General features: G+C 60.5%; 16 protein-coding genes. 5 read left to right on the forward strand and 11 right to left on the reverse strand.

The window, feature by feature from the left end:
• Positions 1-315: 315 nt before the first annotated feature.
• On the reverse strand, positions 316-4,266 hold the full coding sequence (putA, locus tag ACI5GA_RS18770) for a trifunctional transcriptional regulator/proline dehydrogenase/L-glutamate gamma-semialdehyde dehydrogenase (protein ID WP_404636380.1): 3,951 nt from the start codon (positions 4,264-4,266) through the stop codon (positions 316-318).
• A 338-nt stretch (positions 4,267-4,604) separates the two neighbouring features.
• On the opposite strand from putA, the gene putP reads away from it, so the two are divergent.
• Positions 4,605-6,089, forward strand: coding sequence for a sodium/proline symporter PutP (gene putP / locus ACI5GA_RS18775; protein ID WP_404636381.1), 1,485 nt, complete (start codon positions 4,605-4,607; stop codon positions 6,087-6,089).
• A gap of 154 nt (positions 6,090-6,243) precedes the next feature.
• On the opposite strand, the gene ACI5GA_RS18780 is transcribed toward putP, so the two are convergent.
• Positions 6,244-6,915, reverse strand: coding sequence for a polysaccharide lyase family 7 protein (locus tag ACI5GA_RS18780; protein WP_421423774.1), 672 nt, complete (start codon positions 6,913-6,915; stop codon positions 6,244-6,246).
• A 317-nt stretch (positions 6,916-7,232) separates the two neighbouring features.
• Here ACI5GA_RS18780 and ACI5GA_RS18785 point away from each other — a divergent pair, with 317 nt between their 5' ends.
• Genes ACI5GA_RS18785 through ACI5GA_RS18795 form a run of 3 tightly spaced genes read left to right on the forward strand, consistent with a single transcriptional unit; the run spans position 7,233 to position 10,248 of the window.
• Complete coding sequence (locus ACI5GA_RS18785; RefSeq protein ID WP_404636552.1) at positions 7,233-9,374, forward strand: putative bifunctional diguanylate cyclase/phosphodiesterase; 2,142 nt, start codon at positions 7,233-7,235, stop codon at positions 9,372-9,374.
• Positions 9,375-9,428: 54 nt separating this feature from the next.
• A complete protein-coding gene (locus tag ACI5GA_RS18790) occupies positions 9,429-9,923 on the forward strand; it encodes a YgjP-like metallopeptidase domain-containing protein (RefSeq protein ID WP_421425495.1) in 495 nt (164 codons plus the stop codon).
• Positions 9,924-9,951: 28 nt separating this feature from the next.
• The gene (locus tag ACI5GA_RS18795; protein ID WP_421423776.1) at positions 9,952-10,248 is read left to right on the forward strand and encodes a winged helix-turn-helix domain-containing protein; all 297 of its coding nucleotides are present in this window, start codon (positions 9,952-9,954) and stop codon (positions 10,246-10,248) included.
• 239 nt (positions 10,249-10,487) lie between these two features.
• Here ACI5GA_RS18795 and ACI5GA_RS18800 read toward each other — a convergent pair whose 3' ends face one another.
• Positions 10,488-10,946: a GNAT family N-acetyltransferase gene (locus ACI5GA_RS18800; RefSeq protein WP_404636384.1), complete on the reverse strand. Its 459-nt coding sequence runs from the start codon at positions 10,944-10,946 to the stop codon at positions 10,488-10,490.
• A gap of 301 nt (positions 10,947-11,247) precedes the next feature.
• Here ACI5GA_RS18800 and ACI5GA_RS18805 point away from each other — a divergent pair, with 301 nt between their 5' ends.
• On the forward strand, positions 11,248-11,985 hold the full coding sequence (locus ACI5GA_RS18805; protein WP_404636385.1) for a substrate-binding periplasmic protein: 738 nt from the start codon (positions 11,248-11,250) through the stop codon (positions 11,983-11,985).
• On the opposite strand, the gene yccS is transcribed toward ACI5GA_RS18805, so the two are convergent.
• The 8 genes from yccS to betB all read right to left on the reverse strand — a co-directional run bounded on the left by yccS (position 11,966) and on the right by betB (position 25,304).
• The gene (gene yccS, locus ACI5GA_RS18810) at positions 11,966-14,176 is read right to left on the reverse strand and encodes a YccS family putative transporter (protein WP_404636386.1); all 2,211 of its coding nucleotides are present in this window, start codon (positions 14,174-14,176) and stop codon (positions 11,966-11,968) included. The two genes, ACI5GA_RS18805 and yccS, sit on opposite strands and share 20 nt — an antisense overlap.
• Before the next feature lie 224 nt (positions 14,177-14,400).
• Positions 14,401-15,579, reverse strand: a complete 1,179-nt coding sequence (locus ACI5GA_RS18815) for an NAD(P)/FAD-dependent oxidoreductase (protein WP_421425496.1) — start codon at positions 15,577-15,579, stop codon at positions 14,401-14,403.
• Between the two features lie 148 nt (positions 15,580-15,727).
• A complete protein-coding gene (dbpA, locus tag ACI5GA_RS18820) occupies positions 15,728-17,107 on the reverse strand; it encodes an ATP-dependent RNA helicase DbpA (RefSeq protein WP_404636387.1) in 1,380 nt (459 codons plus the stop codon).
• A gap of 110 nt (positions 17,108-17,217) precedes the next feature.
• A complete protein-coding gene (gene mdtD / locus ACI5GA_RS18825; RefSeq protein WP_421423779.1) occupies positions 17,218-18,660 on the reverse strand; it encodes a multidrug transporter subunit MdtD in 1,443 nt (480 codons plus the stop codon).
• Positions 18,661-18,834: 174 nt separating this feature from the next.
• Positions 18,835-20,160 (reverse strand): TldD/PmbA family protein, encoded by a 1,326-nt coding sequence (locus ACI5GA_RS18830; protein ID WP_421423782.1) that lies wholly within the window; start codon positions 20,158-20,160, stop codon positions 18,835-18,837.
• On the reverse strand, positions 20,160-21,602 hold the full coding sequence (locus ACI5GA_RS18835; RefSeq protein ID WP_421423784.1) for a TldD/PmbA family protein: 1,443 nt from the start codon (positions 21,600-21,602) through the stop codon (positions 20,160-20,162). The genes ACI5GA_RS18830 and ACI5GA_RS18835 overlap by 1 nt, the downstream gene beginning before the upstream one ends.
• Before the next feature lie 207 nt (positions 21,603-21,809).
• A complete protein-coding gene (gene betA, locus ACI5GA_RS18840; RefSeq protein ID WP_421423786.1) occupies positions 21,810-23,507 on the reverse strand; it encodes a choline dehydrogenase in 1,698 nt (565 codons plus the stop codon).
• Positions 23,508-23,831: 324 nt separating this feature from the next.
• Complete coding sequence (gene betB, locus ACI5GA_RS18845; RefSeq protein ID WP_404636392.1) at positions 23,832-25,304, reverse strand: betaine-aldehyde dehydrogenase; 1,473 nt, start codon at positions 25,302-25,304, stop codon at positions 23,832-23,834.
• Between the last annotated feature and the right edge of the window lie 24 nt (positions 25,305-25,328).

A 25,328-nucleotide genomic window follows, 5' to 3' on the forward strand; every position in this document is an offset into this window, starting at 1 on the left:
CGTGGCACAAGCGGGTAAGAGTTTCTCGGAAATGTCCTTCACAAGAAAGGGAGAGGGCTGTAAGAAAGGGGCTACAAGTCGGAGGATGTGTTGCAGGAAATGGCGGTTCATCTGTCAGCAGCCAGTGGCGCGAACACATATTTTGCGACTGCCCAAACGACTGCAGGAGCGCTGCTTGTCCCGCGATCCGGCGTGCAGCGGCAGCGAAATCAGGCAACGTCGGTATGTCAGGAATACCGGATCAACTGATCTAACTGCCGCTGCGCGCCAGATCGCGGGGCGAGCCGCGCTCCTACAGGTTTGCGCTTCGGACCGTTACCCGATCGTCATCAAACTCGCATTACCCCCAGCCGCAGCGGTATTGACGCTCAGGGCGCGCTCGATCACCAGGCGCTCCAGTGCGATGCCGGTTTCGCCTTTGGACAGGCCGTGTACGCCGACGATGGCGCCGCTGCGTTGAGCGACCTGTTCGCAGATGGCGCGCAACTGGTCGGAGTCGCCATGGTGCAGAACGGCGTCGATCACGACGTCGTCCTTGTTCCAGTCATTCACCAGTTTGATGCGGGCCTGAACCTCTTTCGGCAGACGTTTGTAGAGCGGCTTGCTCAACTCGTTGTCCGGGAGGAGGGCGCTGCTGCCGACGGCCAGAACGGCGGCCAGTTGCGTCAGCAGATCCGCTTCATCATCGGCCAGACATAGCACGTGTTCGCGCGGCAGGAGGGTGTAGCTGTTGCGTTCACCGGTTGGGCCCGCGAGCAGACGGGTGACACCGCTTTGCGATTGTTCGCTGAACTGCGAGATCACGCTTTCCAGTTCCGAAAGCTGCTGGCTGGTTGCCCAAGTGTTCAATGCATTCAGCGGCTTGAGCAGTGTTTCGCGCAGGCGAGTGTCCGGTGCAACCCCGGCGTCGCGGGTGGCGAAGGATTTCTGCACAGCATCGGCAGGGCGGGTCGACAGCAAACGGTACAGGTACAACGGGCCACCGGCCTTCGGACCCGTGCCCGACAGGCCTTCGCCGCCGAACGGTTGCACCCCGACCACGGCGCCAACGATGTTGCGATTGACGTACATGTTGCCCGCATTGACCGAGTCGATCACCTTGGCAATCGTCTCGTCGATGCGTGTGTGCACGCCCAGTGTCAGGCCGTAACCCGAGGCGTTGATCTGGCTGATCAATTGATCCAGCTCTTTGCGCTTGTAGCGAACCACGTGCAGCACCGGTCCGAAGATTTCGCGTTGCAGTTCGTCGAAGCTTTCCAGCTCGATCAGGGTCGGCATCACGTAGGTGCCGCGCTTGATTTCATCGCTGTCGGCGATGGCGACCTGGTAGACCGTGCGGCCTTTGTCGCGCATGGCCTGGATGTGTTTCTCGATACCGGCCTTGGCTTCGGCGTCGATCACCGGGCCAATGTCCACCGACAGGCGCTCGGGGTTGCCCAGACGGCTTTCGGCCATGGCCCCTTTGAGCATTTCGATGACGCGGTCTGCGGAATCTTCCTGCAAGCACAGCACGCGCAGCGCCGAGCAGCGTTGACCGGCGCTGTCGAAGGCCGACGACACGACGTCGATGACCACTTGTTCTGTCAGCGCCGAGGAGTCGACGATCATCGCGTTCTGGCCGCCAGTTTCGGCGATCAGCGGGATCGGGCGACCTTGAGCGTCCAGACGGCCCGCGATGTTGCGCTGTAGCAGGCGCGCCACTTCGGTTGAACCCGTGAACATCACACCTTTCACGCGATCATCACCCACCAGGCGTGCACCGACGGTTTCACCGCGGCCCGGCAACAGTTGCACCACGCCTTCAGGGATACCGGCTTCCAGCAGAATACGTACGGCCTGAGCCGCCACCAGTGGTGTTTGTTCGGCAGGCTTGGCCAGTACCGGGTTGCCTGCTGCCAGCGCGGCAGCAACCTGCCCACTGAAAATCGCCAACGGGAAGTTCCACGGGCTGATGCACACCACGGGACCCAGCGGGCGGTGTGCGTCATTGCTGAAGTCGTTACGGGCCTGCACGGCGTAGTAGCGCAGGAAATCCACAGCCTCGCGCACTTCGGCGATGGCGTTGGCGAAGGTCTTGCCTGCTTCCCGAGCCAGCAGGCCCATTAATGGCTGAATGTCAGCTTCCATCAGGTCGGCGGCGCGTTCGAGGATCGCAGCGCGCTCGGCAGGCGGGGTCGCTTGCCAGATCGGGCCTGCGCTCAGGGCGCTGAACAGGGCGTTGTCGACGTCTTCCAGGCTAGCCTCTTGAACATGGCCCACCACATCACGCAGATCGGACGGGTTCAGCACCGGCGCGGTAGCACCTGCGCTGACCGGGCTGCCGAGCATCGGCAAGGCTTTCCAGTCATTGTGGGCCGTGGCCAGCAGGGCGGAAGACAGCGACGCCAGGCGATGTTCGTTGGCCATGTCGATGCCTGCCGAGTTGGCGCGCTCGCTGCCGTACAGGTCACGTGGCAGTGGAATGCGCGGGTGCGGCAGGCCGAAGCCACCCTCTTGTGTCGCCATGCGTTCGATGCTGGAAACCGGATCGGCGACCAGCTCCTGAATCGAGATCGACTGATCGGCGATGCGGTTGACGAACGAGGTGTTGGCGCCGTTTTCAAGCAGGCGGCGAACCAGATACGCCAGTAGGGTTTCATGCGTGCCGACAGGGGCGTACACGCGGCACGGGCGATTCAGTTTGCCGTCGGCGACTTTGCCCACAACCTGTTCGTACAGCGGTTCACCCATGCCGTGGAGGCACTGGAATTCGTACTGGCCGGGGTAATAGTTCTGACCTGCAATGTGGTAAATCGCCGACAAAGTGTGAGCGTTGTGCGTGGCGAATTGCGGGTAGATGACTTCTGGCACCGACAGCAATTTACGGGCGCAGGCGATGTAGGAAACGTCGGTGTACACCTTGCGGGTGTAGACCGGATAGCCTTCCAGCCCTTCAACCTGAGCGCGTTTGATTTCGCTGTCCCAGTACGCGCCTTTCACCAGACGGATCATCAGGCGATGACGGCTGCGGCGCGCCAGGTCGATCACGTAGTCGATCACGTAAGGGCAGCGCTTCTGGTAAGCCTGAATCACGAAGCCGATGCCGTTCCAGCCGGTCAGTTGCGGCTCGAAGCACAGGCGCTCCAGCAGATCCAGCGACAGCTCAAGGCGGTCGGCTTCTTCCGCGTCGATGTTCAGGCCGATGTCGTACTGTTTGGCCAGCAAGGTCAGGGACAGCAAGCGCGGGTAGAGTTCGTCCATCACGCGCTCGTACTGGGCGCGGCTGTAGCGCGGGTGCAGTGCCGAGAGCTTGATCGAGATGCCCGGGCCTTCATAAATGCCGCGGCCATGGGAGGCTTTGCCGATGGAGTGAATGGCCTGCTCGTAGGAGGCCAGGTACTTCTGAGCATCGTGTTCGGTCAGCGCCGCTTCGCCGAGCATGTCATAGGAGTACCGGAAGCCTTTGGCTTCGAACTTGCTCGCGTTGGCCAGCGCCTCGGCGATGGTTTCACCGGTGACGAACTGCTCGCCCATCAGGCGCATGGCCATGTCGACGCCCTTGCGAATCATCGGTTCGCCGGACTTGCCAATGATACGGCTCAGGGAAGAGGTCAGGCCCGCTTCGTTATGGGTGCTGACCAGTTTGCCGGTCAGCAGCAGGCCCCAGGTGGCGGCGTTGACGAACAGCGACGGGCTGTTACCCAGGTGCGGTTGCCAGTTGCCAGTGCTGATCTTGTCGCGGATCAGTGCGTCACGAGTGCCCTTGTCCGGGATGCGCAGCAGCGCTTCGGCAAGGCACATCAGCGCTACGCCTTCTTGAGACGACAGCGAAAACTCCTGCAACAACCCTTGCACGATACCGGCGCGGCCTCCGGCGCTCTTTTGGTTGCGCAGTTTTTCTGCAATAGAGGCGGCCAGTTTGTGGGCCGCGTCCGCCATGGGCGCTGGCAGGCGCGCCTGTTCCAGTAGCATAGGCACCACCTCGGGTTCCGGGCGGCGGTAGGCAGACGTAATGGCTGCACGTAAAACCGATTGCGGCAGGATGCTTTCGGCAAATTCCAGGAACGCCTGATGGGTGCTGTCCGTCGGCAGGTCGCCCTGATCGTCGCTGTCCTTGCTGAGGCCGTTCAGTTCATTGAGGGTTGCACCACTCTCAAGCTTTTCCAGGTAATTGAAAATTGCCTGCTTGATCAGCCAGTGCGGAGTCCGGTCGATGGACTGGGCGGCTGCTTTCAATCGCTCGCGGGTCGGGTCGTCGAGTTTGACACCCAGAGTGGTGGTCGCCATGTTTTGTCCTCATAAGAGCCACGATGATGCGGCTATAGCTGCCGCCAAGATTAGCTGTGCGTCGAGGAGGGTGCAACCGGGTGCAACCCATTTTTGCAAGATATTTCCGGTGTGACCGATGATGGCGCATGAACGCTCGAAGATGACGCCGAATATTGAAAGCTGGCGGTTTTACGGCAGTCTGAAAGCCTTACAGAAGCGAACGGTTACGAGTTTTGGGCAAAAAAGGTGCAACTCATTATCGTTTTCTGGTTGCTCCTGTGAGGTGTTGATGGCTAGCATGCGCACCCTTGGTGCAACCCGTTGCCCCTGTCATAAAAACAACGCACGGACACACAATGAGCGTCAGTAACCCCACTTTGATCACGTTTGTGATCTACATCGCGGCGATGGTCCTTATCGGACTGATGGCCTATCGCTCCACCAATAATCTGTCGGATTACATCCTTGGCGGTCGTAGCCTTGGCAGCGTCGTCACGGCGCTATCGGCAGGCGCATCGGATATGAGCGGCTGGCTGCTCATGGGATTGCCGGGTGCAATTTACATGTCGGGTCTGTCTGAGAGCTGGATCGCGATCGGGCTGATCATCGGCGCTTACCTGAACTGGCTGTTCGTCGCAGGTCGTCTGCGGGTGCAGACCGAGCACAACGGCGATGCATTGACCCTGCCGGATTACTTTTCCAGTCGTTTCGAAGACACCAGCGGCCTGCTGCGAGTCATTTCTGCCGTCGTCATTCTGGTGTTCTTCACCATCTACTGCGCCTCGGGCATTGTCGCGGGCGCTCGTCTGTTCGAAAGCACCTTCGGGATGTCTTATGAGACCGCCTTGTGGGCGGGGGCGGCAGCGACCATCGCTTACACCTTTATTGGCGGCTTCCTCGCGGTGAGCTGGACCGACACCGTTCAAGCCACCTTGATGATCTTCGCGCTGATCCTCACGCCGATCATCGTATTGCTGGCGACTGGCGGCGTGGATACCACGTTCATGGCCATCGAGGCCAAAGACCCGAGCAGTTTTGACATGCTCAAGAACACCACCTTTATCGGCATCATTTCGTTGATGGGTTGGGGCTTGGGCTACTTCGGTCAGCCGCACATTCTCGCGCGTTTCATGGCGGCTGACTCGGTCAAGTCCATTGCCAACGCCCGTCGTATTTCCATGACCTGGATGATCCTGTGTCTGGGCGGTACGGTTGCCGTAGGCTTTTTCGGCATCGCTTATTTCTCTGCTCACCCGGACGTCGCGGGTCCGGTCACGGAAAACCACGAGCGGGTATTCATCGAACTGGCGAAGCTGTTGTTCAACCCGTGGATCGCAGGTGTGCTGCTGTCGGCGATTCTTGCGGCGGTGATGAGCACATTGAGCTGTCAGTTGCTGGTCTGCTCCAGTGCCCTGACCGAAGATTTTTACAAGGCCTTTCTGCGAAAAGGCGCTTCGCAGCGTGAGCTGGTGTGGGTGGGGCGTGCGATGGTGCTGTTGGTGGCGCTGATTGCCATCGCCATGGCGGCCAATCCGGAAAACCGCGTATTGGGTCTGGTGAGTTACGCCTGGGCCGGTTTCGGTGCGGCGTTCGGGCCTGTGGTGCTGATTTCGGTGGTCTGGAAAGGCATGACCCGCAACGGCGCACTGGCCGGGATCCTTACCGGCGCGATCACGGTCGTGGTGTGGAAGCAGTTCGAATTGCTGGGCCTGTACGAAATCATTCCGGGCTTCGTCTTTGCCAGCGTTGCCATTGTGCTGTTCAGTCTGCTGGGCAAAGGCCCGACGCAAGGCATGGTCGCGCGCTTTGAGGCGGCTGAGAAAGAGTACAAAGCTGCGTAATACGGATTCTGTAGCCGCACGGCTTGCCGACGATGGCGATTTTTCGGACGCTCCCGCCGGCAAACCGTGCTGCTACAGCGATCAGGGTGAGATGAGCCGGTGATTTTCAACGACGCCATCGCGAGCAAGCGCTCTCCTACATCGGGTGTGGGCTTTAGCCCTTGTTGTGGTCGATATCCAGGTTGAAGAACATCACCTTGCCACCTTCGCTGGTGTAGCCAGTGTTGTCCTGGGTGTAGACGCCCGCCTTGAAATAGAGCTGTTGAGCACGCCAAGTGGCGCTGATGCGGTCGTTCCAGACCATGTCGTTGGCCCGGACGGTCAACAATCCCGCCTTGTTCAAATGGATGACGTACTTGAAGGTTTCATTGAGGCGGATGCCTTCGGCGATGGTGATGACGCGGGGTTTCTTGTCGGTGGGATGAAAGCGCACTTTGGCGACGATGGTGCCGTCCTGCGTGGCGTCCTTGTACTGATATTCAAGTTTGAGCAGGGGCTGATTGCTCTCGTAGACATGAATCTGCCCAATCACCACCCGCCCGGAAGAGGGCACCTGAAGCACCTTGAGCTTGGCGTTCAGGAAGTTGTCGGCGTCGGTGTAGAACCAGTTGTGCAACTCGCCGTTGGACCAGGTTTCCCGCAGTTCACTGCGCGGGTAGATTGCGTTGGCGGTTTTGCTGCCCGTCACGGGCGCCCAGAATGTAACGTTTGAGGCGCTGGACGTGAAATATTTTCCGTCGTAGCCCTGAAGCAGTTGTTTCGTCTCGATGGTGGCGGGGGGCGAGCCCACTGGAATGCTCAGATTCCACGTTCCCAAATCAATCATTTGTCGTTCGTCCGGTTATGTCTCATTGCCAGCAAACGCGTCTGGCGCTAGGGTTTGAGGGGCGATCCTTATACGTTTCGCCTAACCGGTTGTTAACGTGAATCCGTCGAATGGCTGCAGTCAATGTGCCGCCATTTCTGGCGAAGGGCTGGTGAGCACGGCGCTTGAGAGCCGTTACCGTTAGTCGGCTTGCTCGAGTTTTTGGGATGGCAAAACGGTGGCCTTCCTTCACTTTTTTTGATTCGGGGCTAGAGTAAACGCCTATCGGACGATGGGCGGAACCCTCTCACCAGGCAGTAACGTGAATGAGTAGCAGCATGGAATGCGTGCAACCCCAGCCATCTAATGGCAAATCAGTTTTGTTGGTAGTCGATGACTATCCAGAGAATCTGGTCACGATGCGGGCGGTTCTGCAACGACAGGACTGGGAAATAGTTACGGCCAGTTCTGGCATGGAAGCGCTAGGTCTGCTTCTGGACGTTGACGTCGATCTGGTCTTGCTTGATGTTCAAATGCCGGAAATGGACGGCTTCGAAGTCGCGCGCCTGATGCGTGGCAGCCAGCGGACCCGTCTGACCCCGATCATTTTCCTTACGGCCAACGAGCAGTCCCGCGACGCTGTGCATAAAGGCTATGCCAGCGGGGCGGTCGATTACCTGTTCAAGCCGTTCGACCCCAATATTCTCAGGCCCAAGGTCCAGGCGCTGCTGGAGCAGCAAAGCAATCGCCGCGCCTTGCAGAAGCTCAGTCGCGAACTGGAGTCTGCTCGGGCCTTCAATGCTTCGGTGCTGGCGAACGTTGCCGAGGGCATTCTGGTGGTCAAGGAGGACGGCATCATCAGTTTCGCCAACCCTGCGATCTGTCGATTGCTGGGCATGACCGACGGCGAATTGCGCGGCACCGGTTTGTGTTGCTACCTGCAAGAGCCCGCCTTCAGTGAGTGGACCGATTCGGGCTTCTATCACCACTATCGTCGCGCCGACACCTACCGCATTCACGACGCAATCCTGCGTACCCCTGAAGGGCGACAAGTCCCAGCGGCGCTGTCCTGCGCGCCGTTGCCGGAAGAGCAGAAAGCGATGGTGTTGAGCGTGCTCGACATGTCGGTGGTGCGCGATCTCTATAGCCAACTGGAGCAACAGGCCGTTACCGATTCGCTGACCGGGCTGCTCAACCGTCGGGGCTTCTATCAGACGGTCGAAGGGATGCTGGTACGCAACGAGAACGCCGGAAAATACCTGGTGGTGCTCTACCTGGACCTGGACGGCTTCAAGCACGTCAACGACTCCTTGGGGCACGACGCTGGCGATCAGGTGTTGATTTGGGTGGCCGAGCAACTCAAGGACAGCCTGCGGCCCTACGATGTGCTGGCGCGGATGGGAGGCGACGAATTCGTGGTGGTCATCGATGGGCTGGATTTCCCTGAACATGCCGCCAAAGTCGCTGAAAAACTGATCGATCGGATCTCCGTGCGGCGTCATGTCGACGGCATCGAAGCTACGCTGGGCGTCAGTATCGGGATTGCGGTGTACCCCGATTGCGGTACCAATCTGGACGGCCTGCTGCGGGCCTCCGATATCGCGATGTACGAGGCCAAGCGCGCCGGTCGCCATCAATACCGTTTCTATGATCAGTACATGAACGGTCGCGCCCGCTCGCGGCTCATGCTGGAAGAAAGCGTGCGCACAGCCATTGAAGGCAAGGATTTCTCGATCGTTTATCAGCCACAAATCAACGTGGTCAGTGGGCGAACGCGCGGTTTCGAAGCGTTGTTGCGCTGGAATCATCCTGATGCGGGGGATGTGCCGTCTAGCCTGTTCATTCCGCTACTGGAAGAGACCCGCCTGATCAACAAGCTGGGCGGCTGGATCTACGAACAGGGCGCGGCTCAGCGACAGCGCTGGGACGGGGTCTTCCCGGACGATCTGGTGGTCAGCGTGAGCGTCAGCCCGGCGCAGTTCAGCCTGCCCAATCTGGCGGCCGAATTGCAGCGGGCCATCCACATCCACAACCTCAAGCCGCGACAACTGGAAGTGGAAATCACCGAGCCGTCGCTGGTGCACAACCTTGTTCACAGCCGCAAACAACTGCAAAGCCTGCATGACATTGGCGTGCGGGTATCGCTGGATGATTTTGGTGCGGGCGACAGCTCATTGGCGCACCTGCGCAATCTGGACCTGGACACCCTCAAGATCGACCGGCATTTCATCGGCGGCATGATGAGCTCGCCTCGTGATCTGGCCGTGGCGCGCAGCATTATCGACATGTGCCGTTTGCTGAACATCGAGGTCATTGCCGAAGGCGTAGAGACGCAAGAGCAATATCAATGGTTGGTAGATAACGGGTGCGAGATCATTCAGGGTTTTTTGTTGGCCCACCCGATGATGCCGGAGGAAGCGCTGCGTTTCGTCGAGCCGATTACCTTGCCGGTCAGGCATCCGCTGCTCAAGAAGGATTGACGCGGTAGACTGACGCCCTTTGAACTCATTGATTCGACCATGACTTTTACAGCCGTGACGCCGCTCAAGTACCTGCAGGCCTACCCCGCGTCGCTGCAGGACCAGGTGCGGCAACTGATCGCCCAGGACAAGCTGGGCGCCTACCTGCGACAACGCTATCCAGGGCGGCATGACGTCCAGAGCGACAAGGCGCTGTACGCCTACGCGCTCGCTCTCAAGCAGGAGCACCTGCGCAACGCGCCGAACATCGACAAGGTACTTTTCGATAACCGCTTGGACCTGACCCACCGCGCGTTGGGGCTGCACACGACGGTGTCACGGGTGCAGGGCGGGAAGCTCAAGGCCAAGAAGGAAATCCGCGTCGCCTCTCTGTTCAAGGACGCCGCGCCCGAGTTTCTGAAAATGATCGTCGTGCACGAATTGGCGCACTTCAAGGAAACCGAGCACAACAAGGCGTTCTACAAACTCTGCGAGCACATGCAGCCGGGGTATCACCAGTTGGAGTTCGACCTGCGCATTTATCTGACGTGGCGAGACATGCAGGATTGATCACCTTTTCATCGACAAGGACCTGACGATGGACGTCAGCAAGACCAAAAGCAGTTTCTATCGTCGCCTGTACGTGGCGTATCTGATTGATAGCGGAATCGCCACCAGCGTCCCGGCGATCACTGACGTGACCGGCATGCCACGACGCACCGCGCAGGACACCCTGCTGGCGCTGGCGGATCTGGACATCGTATGCGAGTTCGAACAGGAGGACGGCGCTCGCAACCACGCGGGGGCTTATCGGATTCGTGATTGGGGCGCGATCGACAAGCGCTGGATTGCCGAGCATCTGGGGCAGATCAAGGCGGTGTTGGGGTATCCGTGATCAAGTTCACAATGACGCTCAAACTGTGGGAGCCGGCTTGCTGGCGAATGCAATGTATCAGGCGCATCAATGGTGAATGACACGCCGCATTCGCCAGCAAGCCGGCTCCCACAGTGATACGTGTTGAACCCTGGATTTGTGATTGACGCTGATTCTGTGGGAGCCGCCTCTGGTGGCGAAAACGATTGACCAGCCAGCATAGAATCTCCCACAGTCTGGTTACGCGTTAACCAGAGAATTCAATCCAGATCCCGACGCATGCCGATGTGCGGAATGCCATCCTCGACGTACACCTCGCCCACCGGATTGAAGCCGTAGCGGCTGTAGTAACCCTGTAGATGCGCTTGGGCCGAGAGGTAGATCGGCTGGTCCGGCCAGTTGCGTTCGGCGTGTTCGAGCGCTTGCACCATCAACTCATGGCCCATGCCCTTGTTGCGCATTGATGGAGCGGTCACTACCCGCCCGATGGTTACATCGCCGTCTTGCTGGATCGGGTCCAGCAGTCGCAAGTACGCGACCAGGTCATCATCTTGCCAAGCCATCAAATGGCGGGTATCGCCCAGCAAATCCAGCCCGTCGACGTCCTGATAGAAACACTTCTGCTCCACCACGAACACTTGCGCGCGAAGCTTTAGAATGGCGTACAGCTGCTCTTTGCTGAGGGCGGTATGGTGTTTGCAAATCCAGTTGATAGACATGAAGCCGGCTCACGAAAAAAAGTCCATGCCGGATACTAAACGCATATGACCGCAAGCCCAAAGCCGCTGAGTGATGACAGTTGTGACGGCGATCAGGACACCGTGTGATTTTCTTGAACTGCGGCACACAGATTGGCCGCTTATGTGTTGTGGAAAGTCGGCAAGAGGTCTTCAATGAAAGCCACTTGCTACTGCCACTTCACGGGTTTCGGTGCCCGCCGCTCGCTTCAGGGATGTCACAGTGTCGCTTGATGGCCGCTGAACAGAATTGCAGGCTTCCACCTGCCTAAGGATCTTGAGCATGCTGCGTTTGCTTCGAGCCATGGCTTTGCTGGGAATGCTGTTGATCGCGCAAGACGCCTGGGCGCAAACGCTGCGGATGGCCGGAGACGCCTGGGCGCCGTATTCCGATGTTTCTCTGCTCAATGGCGGGCTGTCGACGGACCTGGTTCGCACCGCGCTGACTCGCGCCGGTTACACCGTTGAATATGATCAGGTGCCTTGGGCACGTGCCATTCATGGTGTCGGCGAGGGCCGTTACGACATTCTGATCAACGCCTGGTACAGCGAAGAGCGCACGCTCATTGGCGAGTTTTCCGGCGAGTACATGATCAACCGGCTGCGCTTTCTCAAGCGTAAAACCTCAGACATCCAGTACCAAAACCTGCAACAACTGCATCCCTATTCGATTGCCGTGGTGCGCAGCTACGCCTATTCGCCTGCGTTCGACGGCGATGTCGATTTGAAGAAGGTGCCCGTCGCGAGCTTTTCGACGGCTGCGCGCATGTTGGCGGCGGGGCGGGTGGACCTGACTGTCGAGGACGAATACGCCGCTCGCGTTGCGCTCAGCCACGAATCCGAAGAGGTGCGTGATGGGGTCGAGTTCCTGCCCAAATCACTGAGCGAAAACAACCTTCACATTCTGGTGAGCCTGAAGAACCCCAATCACGCGAAGATCGTCGCCGATTTCGACAAAGCCATCGCCGCGATGAAGGCCGATGGCAGCTACGATCAACTGTTCAAGCTGCACGGTCTGTGATGTCCGCCGCTTCTTTTTCCGGCTCTTTGATCAGGTGCGCGGCCAGGGTGCGCAGCGGCCCAAGCTGACGGCAGATCAACGCCAACTGCGTTTGCACCAGTCGCTGGCCTTCGTCGATCTCTTCGGGCATTTGTTCCAGGTCCGCCGCGAGCGCTTCCTCGGCATCGCTTTGCACAGCGACCGGCTGACGGGTCGCCAGACTTTGGGCGATTTCATCGATGCTGGACGCCAGATTGGCCCCCGCGCCCTCGATCAGTTGTTCGCGCACTTCGCTCGGAAGCTGGGTTTCGCGGTGCGCCCCCAAGCCAGACAGGTAGCTCAGCAGCGTGTGTGACAACACCAGAAAACGAAAGCCCACGTCCGCCTCTTTGCGGAAGTGCCCTGGCTCCATGAGCATGTTGGCCAGTGTGGTAGACAAGGCAGCGTCCGCGTTGTGGGCGTTGCGGCGGGCCAGACGATAGGCGAGGTCGTCGCTCTTGCCTGCGGCGTATTGCTGCATGATCTGGCGCAGGTAAATGCTGTTGCACGACAGTGTATTGGCCAGCACCTTGTTCAGTCGACGGCCTTGCCAGTCCGGCAGGAACAGGAATACCGCCAGGCCCGCAATCAGACTGCCCAGCAGGGTGTCCAACAAGCGCGGCAGGAACAGCCCATAGCCATTGCCGACCTGATTGAAGCAGAACAGCACCATCACGGTGATTGCAGCGGTCGACAGGGTGTAACGCGTGGTCCGGTTGACGAAGAACACCACCCCGGCGAGCACCGCACACATCGATTGCAGGATCGGCGTGGTGATCAGGTCGAACAGAATCCAGCCGGCCGTCAGGCCCAGTGCGGTGCCGATGATGCGCTGCCCCAGCTTGCGTCGGGTCGCACCGTAACTCGGCTGGCAGACAAAAACCGTGGTCAGGATGATCCAGTAGCCCTGCGACGGGTGGATCAGGTGCAGCATCAAGTAACCCACCACCAGTGCCAGCGGCAGGCGCAGGGCGTGGCGGAACAGCAGCGAAGTCGGCGTGAGCTGCAAGCGCAGGCGCGTCCAGACGTCTTTCAGGTTGCGCGGAGAGCGGTCCAGCAGGCTGCTGTCGGAGGCGTCGGCCAGGGCGTCGGGATTGCTGGCGTCACTGAGCAAACGATCCAGTGTGCCGAGGTTGTTGGCCAGTGCGCGCAGCGAGCGCAGCAGGCCGCGCCACGCCGGGTTACTCTGGATGCGCAGGTGTTCAAGGGAGGCGCGCAGGTCGTCCAGTGCGTGGGCGAAGCTGTCGTCGTAGACGAAGGGCTGGCGCAACTGGATCGACACCGACAGGTCACGGCAGGCATTGCCCTGCTGACGCAGCAGGCGCTGGCAGCGAAACAGCACGTCGCTGTGGAAAAACGCCTCGGCCAGCGAGTTGTAGGGGTAGTGCGAGGAACTGGCGCGTTCGTGAACGTCCTGAGCCAAAAAATACAGTTTCAGGTAACGGCTGACTTTCGAGCCGGGGCGTCCGCTGCCGACGCGGTTGAGGATGATTTCCTTGGTCACGTTGAGGGCTGCGACCACCTTGCCGTTCTGCTTGGCCAACTCCAGGCGGCGAGCTTCGACGTCCAGCGTGCGGATCGGTTCGAACAGCTCGGACTTCAGTTTCAGGTACAAACCCAGTTCACGGAACAAGCGGGCCAATGCCTGTTGCACCGGCTGGTTGGAAAACAGCATTTGCCACAGCACCGACAGCAGGCCATACCACGCGGCACCGGCCACCAGCAGCATCGGTTCGTGCCAGAAATCGGTCACTTCGCCGCCGCGCTGGTCCACGCCAATCATGGTGTAGACCGACAGGATCAGCGTCGCGTAGGCGATAGCTCCGTAGCGCTCACCCAGTGCGCCGAGCATCGTCAGGCAGAACGCGGCGAGGGCGAAGGCGCAGATGAAAAGGACGGGGTAGGGGAACAGCAGCTCGACGGACAGTGCCGCGATGCTGAAGCACACCAGCGTCACGGCCAGCGCATTGAGGCGGCCTTGCCAACTGTCGTCGGTTTCAGACAGTGCGCTGGCGATAATCCCGAGGAACAGCGGGATGACCAGCGACATCTCGTTTTGATACCAGCACAGGGCCATGCTGCCGGTCAGCGCGATGAATACCCGCACGCTGTAGGAAAACTTGTCCAACGCCCAGAGGCGGCGGAAGGTGTTGCGCAACGATTTCGATGCCATGAACGCGGACGGCCTTTTTCGCGACTGAATCTGCTGAACGATATGTACAGCGCCGAATGCGCGCTGTACATCCGATTAGCAAAATTTATTCCGCAAGCGTCGGCTAGCGCCGATTCCTGTGGGAGCCCCCTTGGTGGCGAAAGCGTCATGTCAGACACTCGGTATGTTGCTGATCCACCGCCTTCGCCAGCAAGCCGACTCCCACAAAAAATAAGCGGTGTCAGCTAGACAAACTGCGCCGCCGCATACGCCGACGCCCAGGCCCATTGGAAATTGAACCCGCCAAGGTGGCCACTCACGTCCAGCACCTCACCAATGAAATACAGCCCTGGCGATTTCAGCGATTCCATGGTTTTTGACGACACCTCCCGCGTATCGATGCCGCCCAACGTCACTTCGGCCGTGCGATAGCCCTCGGTGCCTGCGGGAATCACCTTCCAGCTCGCCAGTTTTCCGGCGATGTCCGTCAGCTCTGCGTGGGTGTATTGCTTCATCGGCTTGGAAACGAACCACTGTTCGGCGATGAGGTTGGCCATCTTCTTTGTGAAGACTTCGCTCAGTAGGGTTTTCAATTCGCTGTTCGGACGTTCGGCCTGTTGCTCCGTCAACCAGCCGTGGGCGTCGTGATCGGGCAGCAGGTTGATTTCCACCGTGTCGCCGGGTCGCCAAAATGACGAAATCTGCAGGATCGCCGGGCCGCTCAAGCCGCGATGGGTGAACAGGATGTTTTCGCGAAAGCTGGCGTCGTTGCAGCTGACCAGACAATCCACCGAGGTCCCGGACAGTTCAGTGCACAGGTCTTTCAGCTGATCGGTGATGGTGAACGGCACCAGGCCCGCGCGGGTCGGCAGCAGCGTGTGGCCGAACTGCTTGCCCACTTGATAACCGAAGCCAGTGGCGCCCAATGTCGGGATCGACAAGCCGCCAGTGGCAATCACCAGCGAGGTGCAATCGATCTTGCCCAGCGTGGTTTGCAGCCGGTAGCCGCTGTCGGTTTTCTCGATGGTCTGCACGGAGGTGTCCATATGCAGGCTCACGCCCGCATCATCGCACTCGCTGAGCAGCAGGCCGAGGATGTCGCTGGACTTGTTGTCGCAAAACAGTTGGCCCAGCTTCTTCTCGTGGTACGGCACGCTGTGTTTGACCACCAGTTCGATGAAATCCCACTGGGTGTAGCGAGCCAGTGCCGACTTGCAGAAATGCGGGTTCTGCGACAGGAAGTTGGCAGGCTCGGTGTACATGTTGGTGAAGTTGCAGCGCCCACCGCCCGACATGAGGATTTTCTTGCCCGGTTTGTTGGCGTGATCGATCAGCATCACCTCGCGGCCACGGTTGGCAGCCGTGGCAGCGCACATCAAGCCTGCGGCGCCAGCGCCGATGATCAGAACGTCTGTTGCGGGCAAAGCGGTGTCCTCGGGAATAAGCTCGTACCCACGCTCTGCGTGGGCACGCATACCGTGACGCTCTGCGTCACCTTAATGGACGCGGAGCGTCCTGAGCGGCATTCCACGCGGAGCGTGGGAACGATCAGCAAACGATCAATTGCCGGAATTACAAAATCCGGACCCTTAACGATTTGCCCTTGATCTTGCCCTTGTTCAATCGATCAAGCGCTTGCTTGGCGATGTTGCGATCAACCGCCACATAGGCCTGGAAATCGAAAATCGCAATCTTGCCCACCTGAGTGCCGGGAATCCCCGCTTCGCCGGTCAGTGCGCCGAGAATGTCGCCCGGACGCAGTTTGTCTTTGCGCCCCGAGCCAATGCACAGGGTGGTCATCGGCGGCAGCAGCTTGCCGCCTTCCTTGCGCTGCAACTGGTCGTATTGCTGCCAGTTGAGCGGGGCTTTTTGCAGTTCTTCGATGGCCCGGGCGCGTTGGCTTTCCGATGGCGACACCAGGCTGACCGCGACCCCTTTCTCCCCGGCGCGTCCGGTACGGCCGACGCGGTGGATGTGGATTTCCGAGTCACGGGCCAGCTCGACGTTGATCACCATGTCCAGCGCGTCGATGTCCAGACCGCGCGCAGCGACGTCGGTGGCCACCAGCACCGAGGTGCTGCGGTTGGCGAACATCGCCAGCACTTGATCGCGATCACGCTGTTCCAGATCGCCATGCAGCGCCACCGCCGACATGCCCTTGGCGAGCAGGTGAGCGACTACGTCCTGCACCTGTTGCTTGGTGAAGCAGAACGCGACGCAGGACTGCGGACGGAAGTGGTCGAGCACCTTCACCACGGCTTCCAGACGTTGCTCGGGAGCGATCTCGTAGAAAATCTGCTCGATCTGGCTGTCGGCGTGCAACGTCTCGACCTTCACGGTCTGCGGGTCGCGCATGAATTTGGAGGCCAGTTGCTTGATGCCAACCGGGTAAGTGGCCGAGAACAGCAGGGTCTGACGGCGCTCGGGCGTCTGCTGGATGATGTCTTCGATGGCGTCGTAGAAACCCATGTCGAGCATGCGATCGGCTTCATCGAGGATCAGCGTGTTCAGGCCGTCGAGCACCAGCGAGCCTTTGCGCAGATGCTGCTGGATGCGTCCCGGTGTGCCGACGATGATGTGCGCGCCATGCTCCAGTGAGCCAATCTGTGGGCCGAAGGCGACGCCGCCGCACAGCGTCAGCACCTTGATGTTGTCTTCAGCACGGGCCAGGCGGCGGATTTCCTTGGCGACCTGATCCGCCAGTTCGCGGGTCGGGCACAGGACCAGCGCCTGACAGCCGAAATAGCGCGGGTTGATCGGGTTGAGCAGGCCGATGCCGAAGGCAGCGGTCTTGCCGGAGCCGGTCTTGGCCTGGGCGATCAGGTCCATACCCTTGAGGATCACCGGCAGGCTCTGCGCCTGAATCGGCGTCATCTCGGCATAACCAAGTGACTCCAGGTTAGCCAGCATGGCGGCGGAAAGGGGCAGTGAGTTGAACGCGGTGTTAGTCACAAGGGTGGCCTGCAAAACAAAATGTCGCGCAGTGTATCAGGTCACAGGCCTTGGCTTGGGGCTGTGGGCGATAAATGGTTCCCGAAAGCGCTCCTACAAAAACAACCGAGTTATTCGTGAATCTCTGGCTCCACCTCCGGCTTGCGCGGAGGATTCTCTGGCGGCATACGTGGCGACAATTGCAGGAAGATCGACGCCGCCAGCATCGCCAAAACGCCCACGCAGAGGAACGTCAACTGGAACGCGCCCAGCACGCTGCTGACTTCACCGCTGCTCACGTCGTCGGTAAACCCGCCCAGCAAAGCGGCGGCACAAGCGACGCCAAGACTCAACGACAACTGCGCGACCACCGACAGCAAGCTGTTGCCGCTCGCGGCACTGGCGTCGTCCAGGTCGATCAGCGTCACAGCGTTCATCGCCGAAAACTGCAACGAGTTCACCCCGCCCAGCAGCGCCAGATGAATCAGTAGCACCCAATACGGCGTGCCGGCATCCACCAGCGCCATGCTCGCCAGCAGTGCGCCGAGCAGCAGCGTGTTGCCGGTCAGAATCACCCGGTAGCCCAGACGCGGGATCAACTGGGTCGCCAGCGGCTTGGCGGTCATGGCCGCCACAGCCAGCGGAATCATGCTCATACCCGCGTGGGACGGCGAATAGCCCAGCGCGACTTGCAGCATCAGCGGCACCAGAAACGGCAGCGCGCCGCTGCCGAGTCGGGCGAACAGGTTGCCCAGAATGCCCACCGCAAAGCTGCGGGTGCGGAACAACGAGGCCGAAAACAGCGGCGCTTCGGTATGCCCGGCGCGCAGCCAATAGGCGGCCAGACAGGCCATGCCACCAAACAGCAGCATCACCACGCGCAGATGAGGCAGGTGCAGTTCGCCCAGACCTTCCAGGGCGATGGTGATCAGCACCATGGACGCGCCGAACAGGCCAAAACCGATCAGATCGAAGCGAGTGCGGCCACCGCCTTGCAGGTCCGGGATGAACTTGCGCACGGCAAAGCAGCCGAGGATGCCGACCGGGATATTGATGATGAAAATCCAGTGCCAGCTCAGGTATTCCACCAGCCAGCCGCCCACGGTCGGACCCAGCAGTGGGCCGAGCAACGCAGGTGTGGTGATGAAGCCCAGCGTGCGCACCAACTCGGTTCGCGGATACGCCCGCAGCACGATCAGCCGCCCCACCGGCATCATCAGCGCACCGCCCAGCCCTTGAACCACGCGAGCGGCGACCAGCATGCCGAGGGAGTTGGATGCCGCGCAAAGCAGTGAGCCGAAGCTGAACAACAGAATCGCACTGAAGAAAATGCGCTTGATGCCAAACCGGTCGGAAATCCAGCCCGACGCGGGGATCAGCAGGGCGATGGTCAGCATGTAGGCGATGATCACCGACTGCATGCGCAGCGGGTCTTCCGACAGCGACCGGGCCATGGATGGCAGCGCCGTGTTGAGAATCGTGCCGTCCAGGCTTTGCATGAAAAAGGCGATGGCGATGACCCAAGGCATCCAGCGCAGGGTTCTGGCGTCCAGTTGCGGGGTGGTGGTCGGCATGTAGGTCGTGGGTCCTTATGATTTCTTGTGATTGTTGCCCGTCGGCGCAAGGCACAGAATTGTGGGAGCCGCTTTGGTGGCGAATGCGGTGTGCCAGTCACCGTCGATGTATCTGATTCGCCGCATTCGCCAGCAAGCCGGCCCCCACAGGTTTTATGTACGTCTTGGAAACGGCTACAACGTCAGGGTCAGCTTGCTGATCAACGCCCCCGGCAGCAGATTCGACGCCGTCTGACGTTGACTGTAGGTGCTCGTCGACAGGATGAGTTCCCTTTCTTGCGTCAATTGCTCCAGCGCCCCGCCCAGCAGGCTGAAAATACTGTCGTCGAAGCGCATGGTGCTGACCGGCGCCTTGATCTTGCCGTCTTCGACCCAGAACGTCGCGAAGCGGGTCATGCCGGTGATGCGCCCTGCGGTGCGGTCCGAGAAGTTGAGGTACCAGAGATTGCTGATGTACAGCCCCGTGCCCAGCGCCTTCAACACATCATCCAGTGCCAGCGAGCCTCCGTTCATGCTCAGCGCGCTGGGCGACTCTCCCCAACCGGCGCCGTTGGCGACCAGATCGTATTCGACTGCACTGCGCGAATCGACGAGTCGATCCTTCGCTGCCCCTTCAACCACCAAGGCCAGATCCGAGCGGGGATAGCCCTCGCCCGAAAACGCTGGAGATAACGAGCCGGTCACCTGCTCATCCAGACTGACCAGCGGATTCAGCGTGCCCTGACCGTCGTACAGCCGTTGTAGCGGGCTGCTTTTATCGGCCAGTGATTGTGCCGAGAAACCGCCCCAACACAGCATGCCCATGACTTCTTCAAGCGCTGCCGGAGCCAGGTACGCGCGGTACTGACCGGGTGCCAAGGCGTGCGAAGGCTGGCCAAGGAACGCCAATTGCTCATGCGCCAGACCAAAGCGTTTCGCGAAGGCTTCATCGCTCCATTCGTGACCGGCGTAGTTGGCTTTTACCGCCTGGTCATTCTCATGAAACAGGCTCCAGTCGAAATTGAAGCTGTTCGCCTGATGCCAGCCAAACGCGCCATTGGAACTGGCAAACCCTCGATAAATCGGCCCAGCGGCGTAGATCCCCACCAGATCCAGCCCTCCACCCAGTTGCGCGATTTGCTCGACCACATGCTCGCTGTCGGGCAACGGCAGGTCTTGAATGTGGGTGCTCTGCCATGGCTCATCGTTGAGCAGCAGATAGGGATCGACCGGCAGCAGGGTCAGGGTTTCGCGCAGTTGTTGTAGCGCGTGAGCCAGTCGCTGGATGTCGACCTCATCATCGCCGGACAGAGTGAGATTGAGATTGGCGTGACGACCGTCGGTGATCAGCTTGAAGGACACGCTGGCTTGTTGCACGTGCCCGGACTGGCGCACTTTGGCGTGGTTGAAGCGAATGAAGTCCGACGCCTCGGCGTTGTAGCTGAGGGTAAAGCGTTCTCCTGGCGTGATGGCCTTGTTCAGCCAGTCAACCAGTGCCTTGAATTGGACTTGATGGGACATCAGGCGTCACCTCCGAAAACGTCAACGTTGGCGAAAACACACGCGGGCGAAGCATGGCCCACGCGCACCACCTGGTTGGGTTCGCCTTTGCCGCAGTTCGGCGTACCGAGCACCTGGAACGTGCTGGCGTCGCCCACCGCGCTAAGGTTGCGCCAGAACTGCGCGGAAATCGCCCGGTAGTTCGGGTTCTTCACCACGCCTTTGAGTTCGCCGTTCTCGATCAGCTGGCCCCACTCGCAGCCGAACTGGAATTTGTTGCGTGCATCGTCAATCGACCACGAGCGGTTGGTGCTCATCAGAATGCCGTGCTCGATGCCGCCGATCAGTTGCGCCATCGTCTGGTCGCCCGGCTCGATGTTGAGGTTGGCCATGCGATCGATCGGCGCGCGGTTCCAGCTGCATGCTCGACTGTTGGCAACGCCCTCCAGGCCGCTGCGGTATTGCGACAGCGCGCCGCCCAGTGGGCGTTCGAGCACGCCGTCTTTGATCAGGAACTGTTTGCTGGCTTGAGTGCCGTCGTCGTCGAAACCGTAGCTCGCCAGTTGCTGCGGGATGTCCGGGTCGAAGGTCACGTTGAGCAACGTTGAGCCGTATTGCAGATGCCCGAAATCGCTGGTTTTGACGAAGCTGGTGCCCGCGTAATTGCGCTCGTCACCGAGAATGCGGTCCAGCTCCAGCGGATGGCCAATGGATTCGTGGATTTGCAGGATCATCTGGTCCGGGGTCAACAGCAGGTCGCGGGGGCCGGTCGGCGTGTTCGGCGCCATGATCAATTGCAGCGCCTGATCAGCGACGTTGGCGGCCGCACCGATGATGCCGCATGAGGTGATGACTTCCGCACCGCCTTGTTGACCGAAGTTATCGCGGCCCAGGCTGCGGGTCTGGCTGTCCTGGCCGTCGTAGGCCGTGACGCTCAGGCCGGGGTACACGTAACGCTGTGCCTGACGAATCTCGGCGCCCGCGCTGTTGAGGTAGATCTGCTCGACGTTGTCCAGGCCGAGGCTGACTTGCCAGTTCACCAGCCGCTCGTCCTTGGGCACGGAGGCGGATTCCTGGCCGAGCAGGGCGTAGCAATCGCTCAGGGACGGGAAGGCGCTGCTCAGATTAGGCGACAGGTAATCGGCACGGCTGGTGGCGACGGCGTGCTCGCGCAGGTCGAGCAACGAATGGGGCGCGAGCATCCGGGCCTGGGCTTCGGCTCGTTCTAGCGCGGCCTGTAGGCCCTGTTGCGAAATGTCATTAGTAGCGGCGTAAGCTTCGACGCCGTTGATGCGCACCGTCAGCATCGCACCTTCGTCGGTGCTCAGTTGCGGTGGCTCGGGGACGTTTTTGCGTACGGAGAGGTGCTGGCTGGTTTGTTTGACGTAGCGCAGGGAGAAAAACTGGGCGCTGCTCTGCAAGGCGGCGAACCGCTGCTTGAGTTGAGCGGAGAAGTCGAACATGCAGGAAGGCTCCTTGGCGATTCGGACGGGCAACGGTTCGAATCATAGCGCGGAAGGGCTCTGCGGCGGGGGATAGATGTGGAATGGGGTCGATCGTTCCCACGCTCCGCGTGGTAACGCATGCTGTGACGCTCTGCGTCACCAGAGTGCGGCGCGGAGCGTCTACGGCTGCATTCCCACGCGGAGCGTGGGAACGATCAGACGGGTTCAGGCCGAGGTCACTTCCCGCATCGGTTTGCCCCGCACTGGCGCATCGCCGGCCACGTAATATTTGGCCGTGCTGCGCGGCAACGGTTGGCGACCGCGGATCTTGTCGGCAATTTTCTCGGCCATCATGATCGTCGGTGCGTTGAGGTTACCGGTGGTGATGATCGGCATGATCGACGCATCCACCACCCGCAAACCCTGCATGCCATGCACGCGGCCTTCGTTATCGACCACGGCCATGTCGTCGGTCCCCATCTTGCACGAGCACGACGGGTGGAACGCGGTCTCGGCGTGTTCGCGCACGAACTGGTCCAGTTGCTCGTCCGTTTGCACGTCGATGCCGGGGCTGATTTCGCGCCCACGGTATTTGTCCAGCGCAGGCTGGGCCATGATTTCACGGGTCAGGCGGATGCCATCGCGGAATTCCTGCCAGTCCTGCTCGGTCGCCATGTAATTGAACAGGATGCTCGGGTGCTCACGCGGGTCCTTCGACTTGAGTTGAACGCGACCACGGCTCGGCGAACGCATCGAGCCGACGTGAGCCTGAAAGCCGTGTTCCCGCACGCCGTTACTGCCGTTGTAGTTAATCGCCACTGGCAGGAAGTGGTACTGAATGTTCGGCCACTCGAACTCTTCGCGGGTGCGAATGAAACCACCGGCTTCAAACTGGTTGCTCGCGCCTATGCCTTTGCCAAGGAACAACCACTTGGCGCCAATCGCGGGCTGGTTCCACCACAGCAATGACGGGTAGAGCGAGACGGGCTCTTTGCAGGCGTATTGCAGGTACATCTCCAGGTGGTCCTGAAGGTTCTCACCCACCCCCGGCAGGTCGTGCACCACAGGGATGTCGAGCTTGTTCAGCAGCGCAGCAGGGCCGACGCCGGAGCGTTGCAGCAGTTGCGGCGAAGCGATGGCGCCACTGCTGACGATGACTTCCTTGCGTGCACGGGCTTCGATGCGCGTGTCGCTGTCGCCGACCATGTACGCCACGCCGACGGCGCGTTTGCCGTCGAACAGAATGCGATCGGCGAGGGCGTGGGTGACGATGGTCAGAGTATCGCGTTGCTTGGCCACATCCAGGTAACCGCGTGCGGTGCTGGCGCGACGGCCCTTAGGCGTGACGGTGCGGTCCATCGGGCCGAAGCCTTCCTGTTGATAACCGTTGAGGTCATCGGTGCGCGGGTAACCGGCTTGAACACCCGCCTCGACCATGGCGTGGAACAGCGGGTTGTTGCCCGCCTTGGGCGTGGTCACGCTGACCGGGCCTTCGCCACCGTGGTAATCGTTGGGGCCGATGTCGCGGGTTTCGGCTTTGCGGAAATAGGGCAGGCAGTCGAGGTAGGTCCAGTCTTCCAGCCCCGGCAATTTCGCCCAGCCGTCGTAGTCCATGGCATTGCCGCGGATGTAGCACATGCCGTTGATCAGCGACGAGCCACCGAGGCCCTTGCCGCGACCGCATTCCATGCGGCGGTTGTTCATGTGCGGCTCGGGATCGGTCTCGTACGCCCAGTTGTAGCGACGGCCTTGCAGCGGGAAGGCGAGGGCGGCGGGCATTTGCGTGCGGAAGTCGGCGCGGTAATCCGGGCCACCGGCTTCCAGCAGCAGGACGGTAACGCCTGCGTCTTCGGTGAGGCGCGTGGCCAGGGTGTTACCGGCCGAGCCTGCGCCGATGATGATGTAGTCGAATTCTTGAGGCATGGGATCCTCCGTCTAGAAAGTAATGGCAGGGCAGATGCGATCGGTACCTGTGGGAAATTCTATGTTGGCTGATCAACCACTTTCGCCACCAAGGCGGCTCCCACAGAATCGGCGTCGGTCCTGAATTCATGGCTCGACACAGAGCAGTGTGGGAGCCGGCTTGCTGGCGAACAGGGCGGGTCAGTCAACATTGATGTCTCTGACCTGACGCCTTCGCCAGCAAGCTGGCTCCCACAGGTTGATCGGGGATCTCAGTACGATCGCATTCCTCTGTGGGAGCGGATTTATCCGCGATGGCGTCAGTCGGCGCTCCGGAGTTCCAGGTCAGAACACCGACGTGTAATCGCCCAGCTCCACTTGTACCGATTTCAGGCGGGTGTACTGCGCCAGCGAGCTGATGCCGTTCTCACGGCCCACGCCCGATTGCTTGTAGCCGCCGACCGGCATCTTGGCGTCGGATTCGCCCCAGGCGTTGATCCAGCAGATGCCTGCTTCCAGTTGGTGAATCACGCGGTGCGCGCGGGTGATGTCGCGGGTGACGATGCCGGCAGCCAGGCCGAACTCGGTGTCGTTGGCGCGGCGGATCACTTCTTCTTCGGTCTCGTAGCTGAGGATGCTCATGACCGGGCCAAAGATTTCCTCTTTGACGATGGTCATCTCGTCGGTGCAATCGGTGAACACAGTGGGGGCCACAAACGCGCCTTTGGCGAATTCGCCGTCGGTCAGACGCTCGCCGCCGATCAGCAGGCGTGCACCTTCTTCCTTGCCTTTGGTGATGTAGCCCAGCACGCTTTCCATGTGGGCGAAGCTGACCAGCGGGCCGAAGTTGGTGTTGTCGTCCTGCGGGTTGCCAGCGCGGATGCGCTTCACGCGTTCGACGATCTTCGCTTCGAATGCGGCCTTCAGGCTGCTCGGCACGAACACGCGGGTGCCGTTGGTGCAGACCTGACCCGAGCTGTAGAAGTTGGCCATCATCGCGATGTCTGCGGCGCGGTCCAGATCGGCGTCGTCGCAGATGATCAGCGGCGACTTGCCGCCCAGTTCCATGGTCACTTCTTTGAGCGACGAGCTGGAGGCGCTGGCCATGACTTTCTTGCCAGTGTCGGTGCCGCCAGTGAACGAGACTTTCTCGATGCGCGGGTGCTCGGTCAGCCAGGTGCCAACTTCACGGCCACTGCCGGTCAACACGTTGAACACGCCATCGGGCAGGCCCGCTTCGGTGTAGATTTCGGCCAGTTTCAGGGTGGTCAGCGAGGTGACTTCGCTGGGCTTGAAGATCATCGCGTTGCCTGCGGCCAGTGCTGGCGCGGATTTCCACAGGGCGATCTGAATCGGGTAGTTCCAGGCGCCAATACCGACGGTGACGCCCAGCGGTTCGCGGCGGGTGTAGACGAACGATGAGGCGCGCAGCGGGATCTGCTCGCCTTCGATGGCAGGCACGAGACCTGCGTAATACTCCAGCACGTCGGCGCCGGTGACGATGTCGACGTACTTGGTTTCGGAGATCGCTTTGCCGGTGTCCAGGGTTTCCAGTGCGGCCAGTTCGTCGTTGCGTTCGCGCAGGATGTCGACGGCGCGACGCAGAATGCGCGAACGCTCCATGGCGGTCATCGCAGCCCAGATTTTCTGACCCTTCTCAGCGCTGACCACGGCACGTTCGACGTCCGCCTGGCTGGCGCGCTGGACCTTGGCGAGGACTTCGCCGTTGGCCGGGTTGATGGCTTCGAAAGTCGCGTCGCTGCTGGCGTCGACGTAACCACCGTCAATGTAGAGTTTTTGCAGTTCGAAACGGGCCATAGAGTCCTCGCAGTTGTCTGTGAT

It is taken from the genome of Pseudomonas sp. Pseu.R1, from assembly GCF_045764065.1.
Lineage (GTDB): Bacteria > Pseudomonadota > Gammaproteobacteria > Pseudomonadales > Pseudomonadaceae > Aquipseudomonas.

Coding starts and splice junctions, on each gene's coding strand:
- putA (WP_404636380.1), bottom strand. CDS start 4,266: ATGGCGACCACCACTCTGGGTGTCAAACTCGACGACCCGACCCGCGAG.
- putP (WP_404636381.1), top strand. CDS start 4,605: ATGAGCGTCAGTAACCCCACTTTGATCACGTTTGTGATCTACATCGCG.
- ACI5GA_RS18780 (WP_421423774.1), bottom strand. CDS start 6,915: ATGATTGATTTGGGAACGTGGAATCTGAGCATTCCAGTGGGCTCGCCC.
- ACI5GA_RS18785 (WP_404636552.1), top strand. CDS start 7,233: ATGGAATGCGTGCAACCCCAGCCATCTAATGGCAAATCAGTTTTGTTG.
- ACI5GA_RS18795 (WP_421423776.1), top strand. CDS start 9,952: ATGGACGTCAGCAAGACCAAAAGCAGTTTCTATCGTCGCCTGTACGTG.
- ACI5GA_RS18800 (WP_404636384.1), bottom strand. CDS start 10,946: ATGTCTATCAACTGGATTTGCAAACACCATACCGCCCTCAGCAAAGAG.
- ACI5GA_RS18805 (WP_404636385.1), top strand. CDS start 11,248: ATGCTGCGTTTGCTTCGAGCCATGGCTTTGCTGGGAATGCTGTTGATC.
- yccS (WP_404636386.1), bottom strand. CDS start 14,176: ATGGCATCGAAATCGTTGCGCAACACCTTCCGCCGCCTCTGGGCGTTG.
- mdtD (WP_421423779.1), bottom strand. CDS start 18,660: ATGCCGACCACCACCCCGCAACTGGACGCCAGAACCCTGCGCTGGATG.
- ACI5GA_RS18830 (WP_421423782.1), bottom strand. CDS start 20,160: ATGTCCCATCAAGTCCAATTCAAGGCACTGGTTGACTGGCTGAACAAG.
- ACI5GA_RS18835 (WP_421423784.1), bottom strand. CDS start 21,602: ATGTTCGACTTCTCCGCTCAACTCAAGCAGCGGTTCGCCGCCTTGCAG.
- betA (WP_421423786.1), bottom strand. CDS start 23,507: ATGCCTCAAGAATTCGACTACATCATCATCGGCGCAGGCTCGGCCGGT.
- betB (WP_404636392.1), bottom strand. CDS start 25,304: ATGGCCCGTTTCGAACTGCAAAAACTCTACATTGACGGTGGTTACGTC.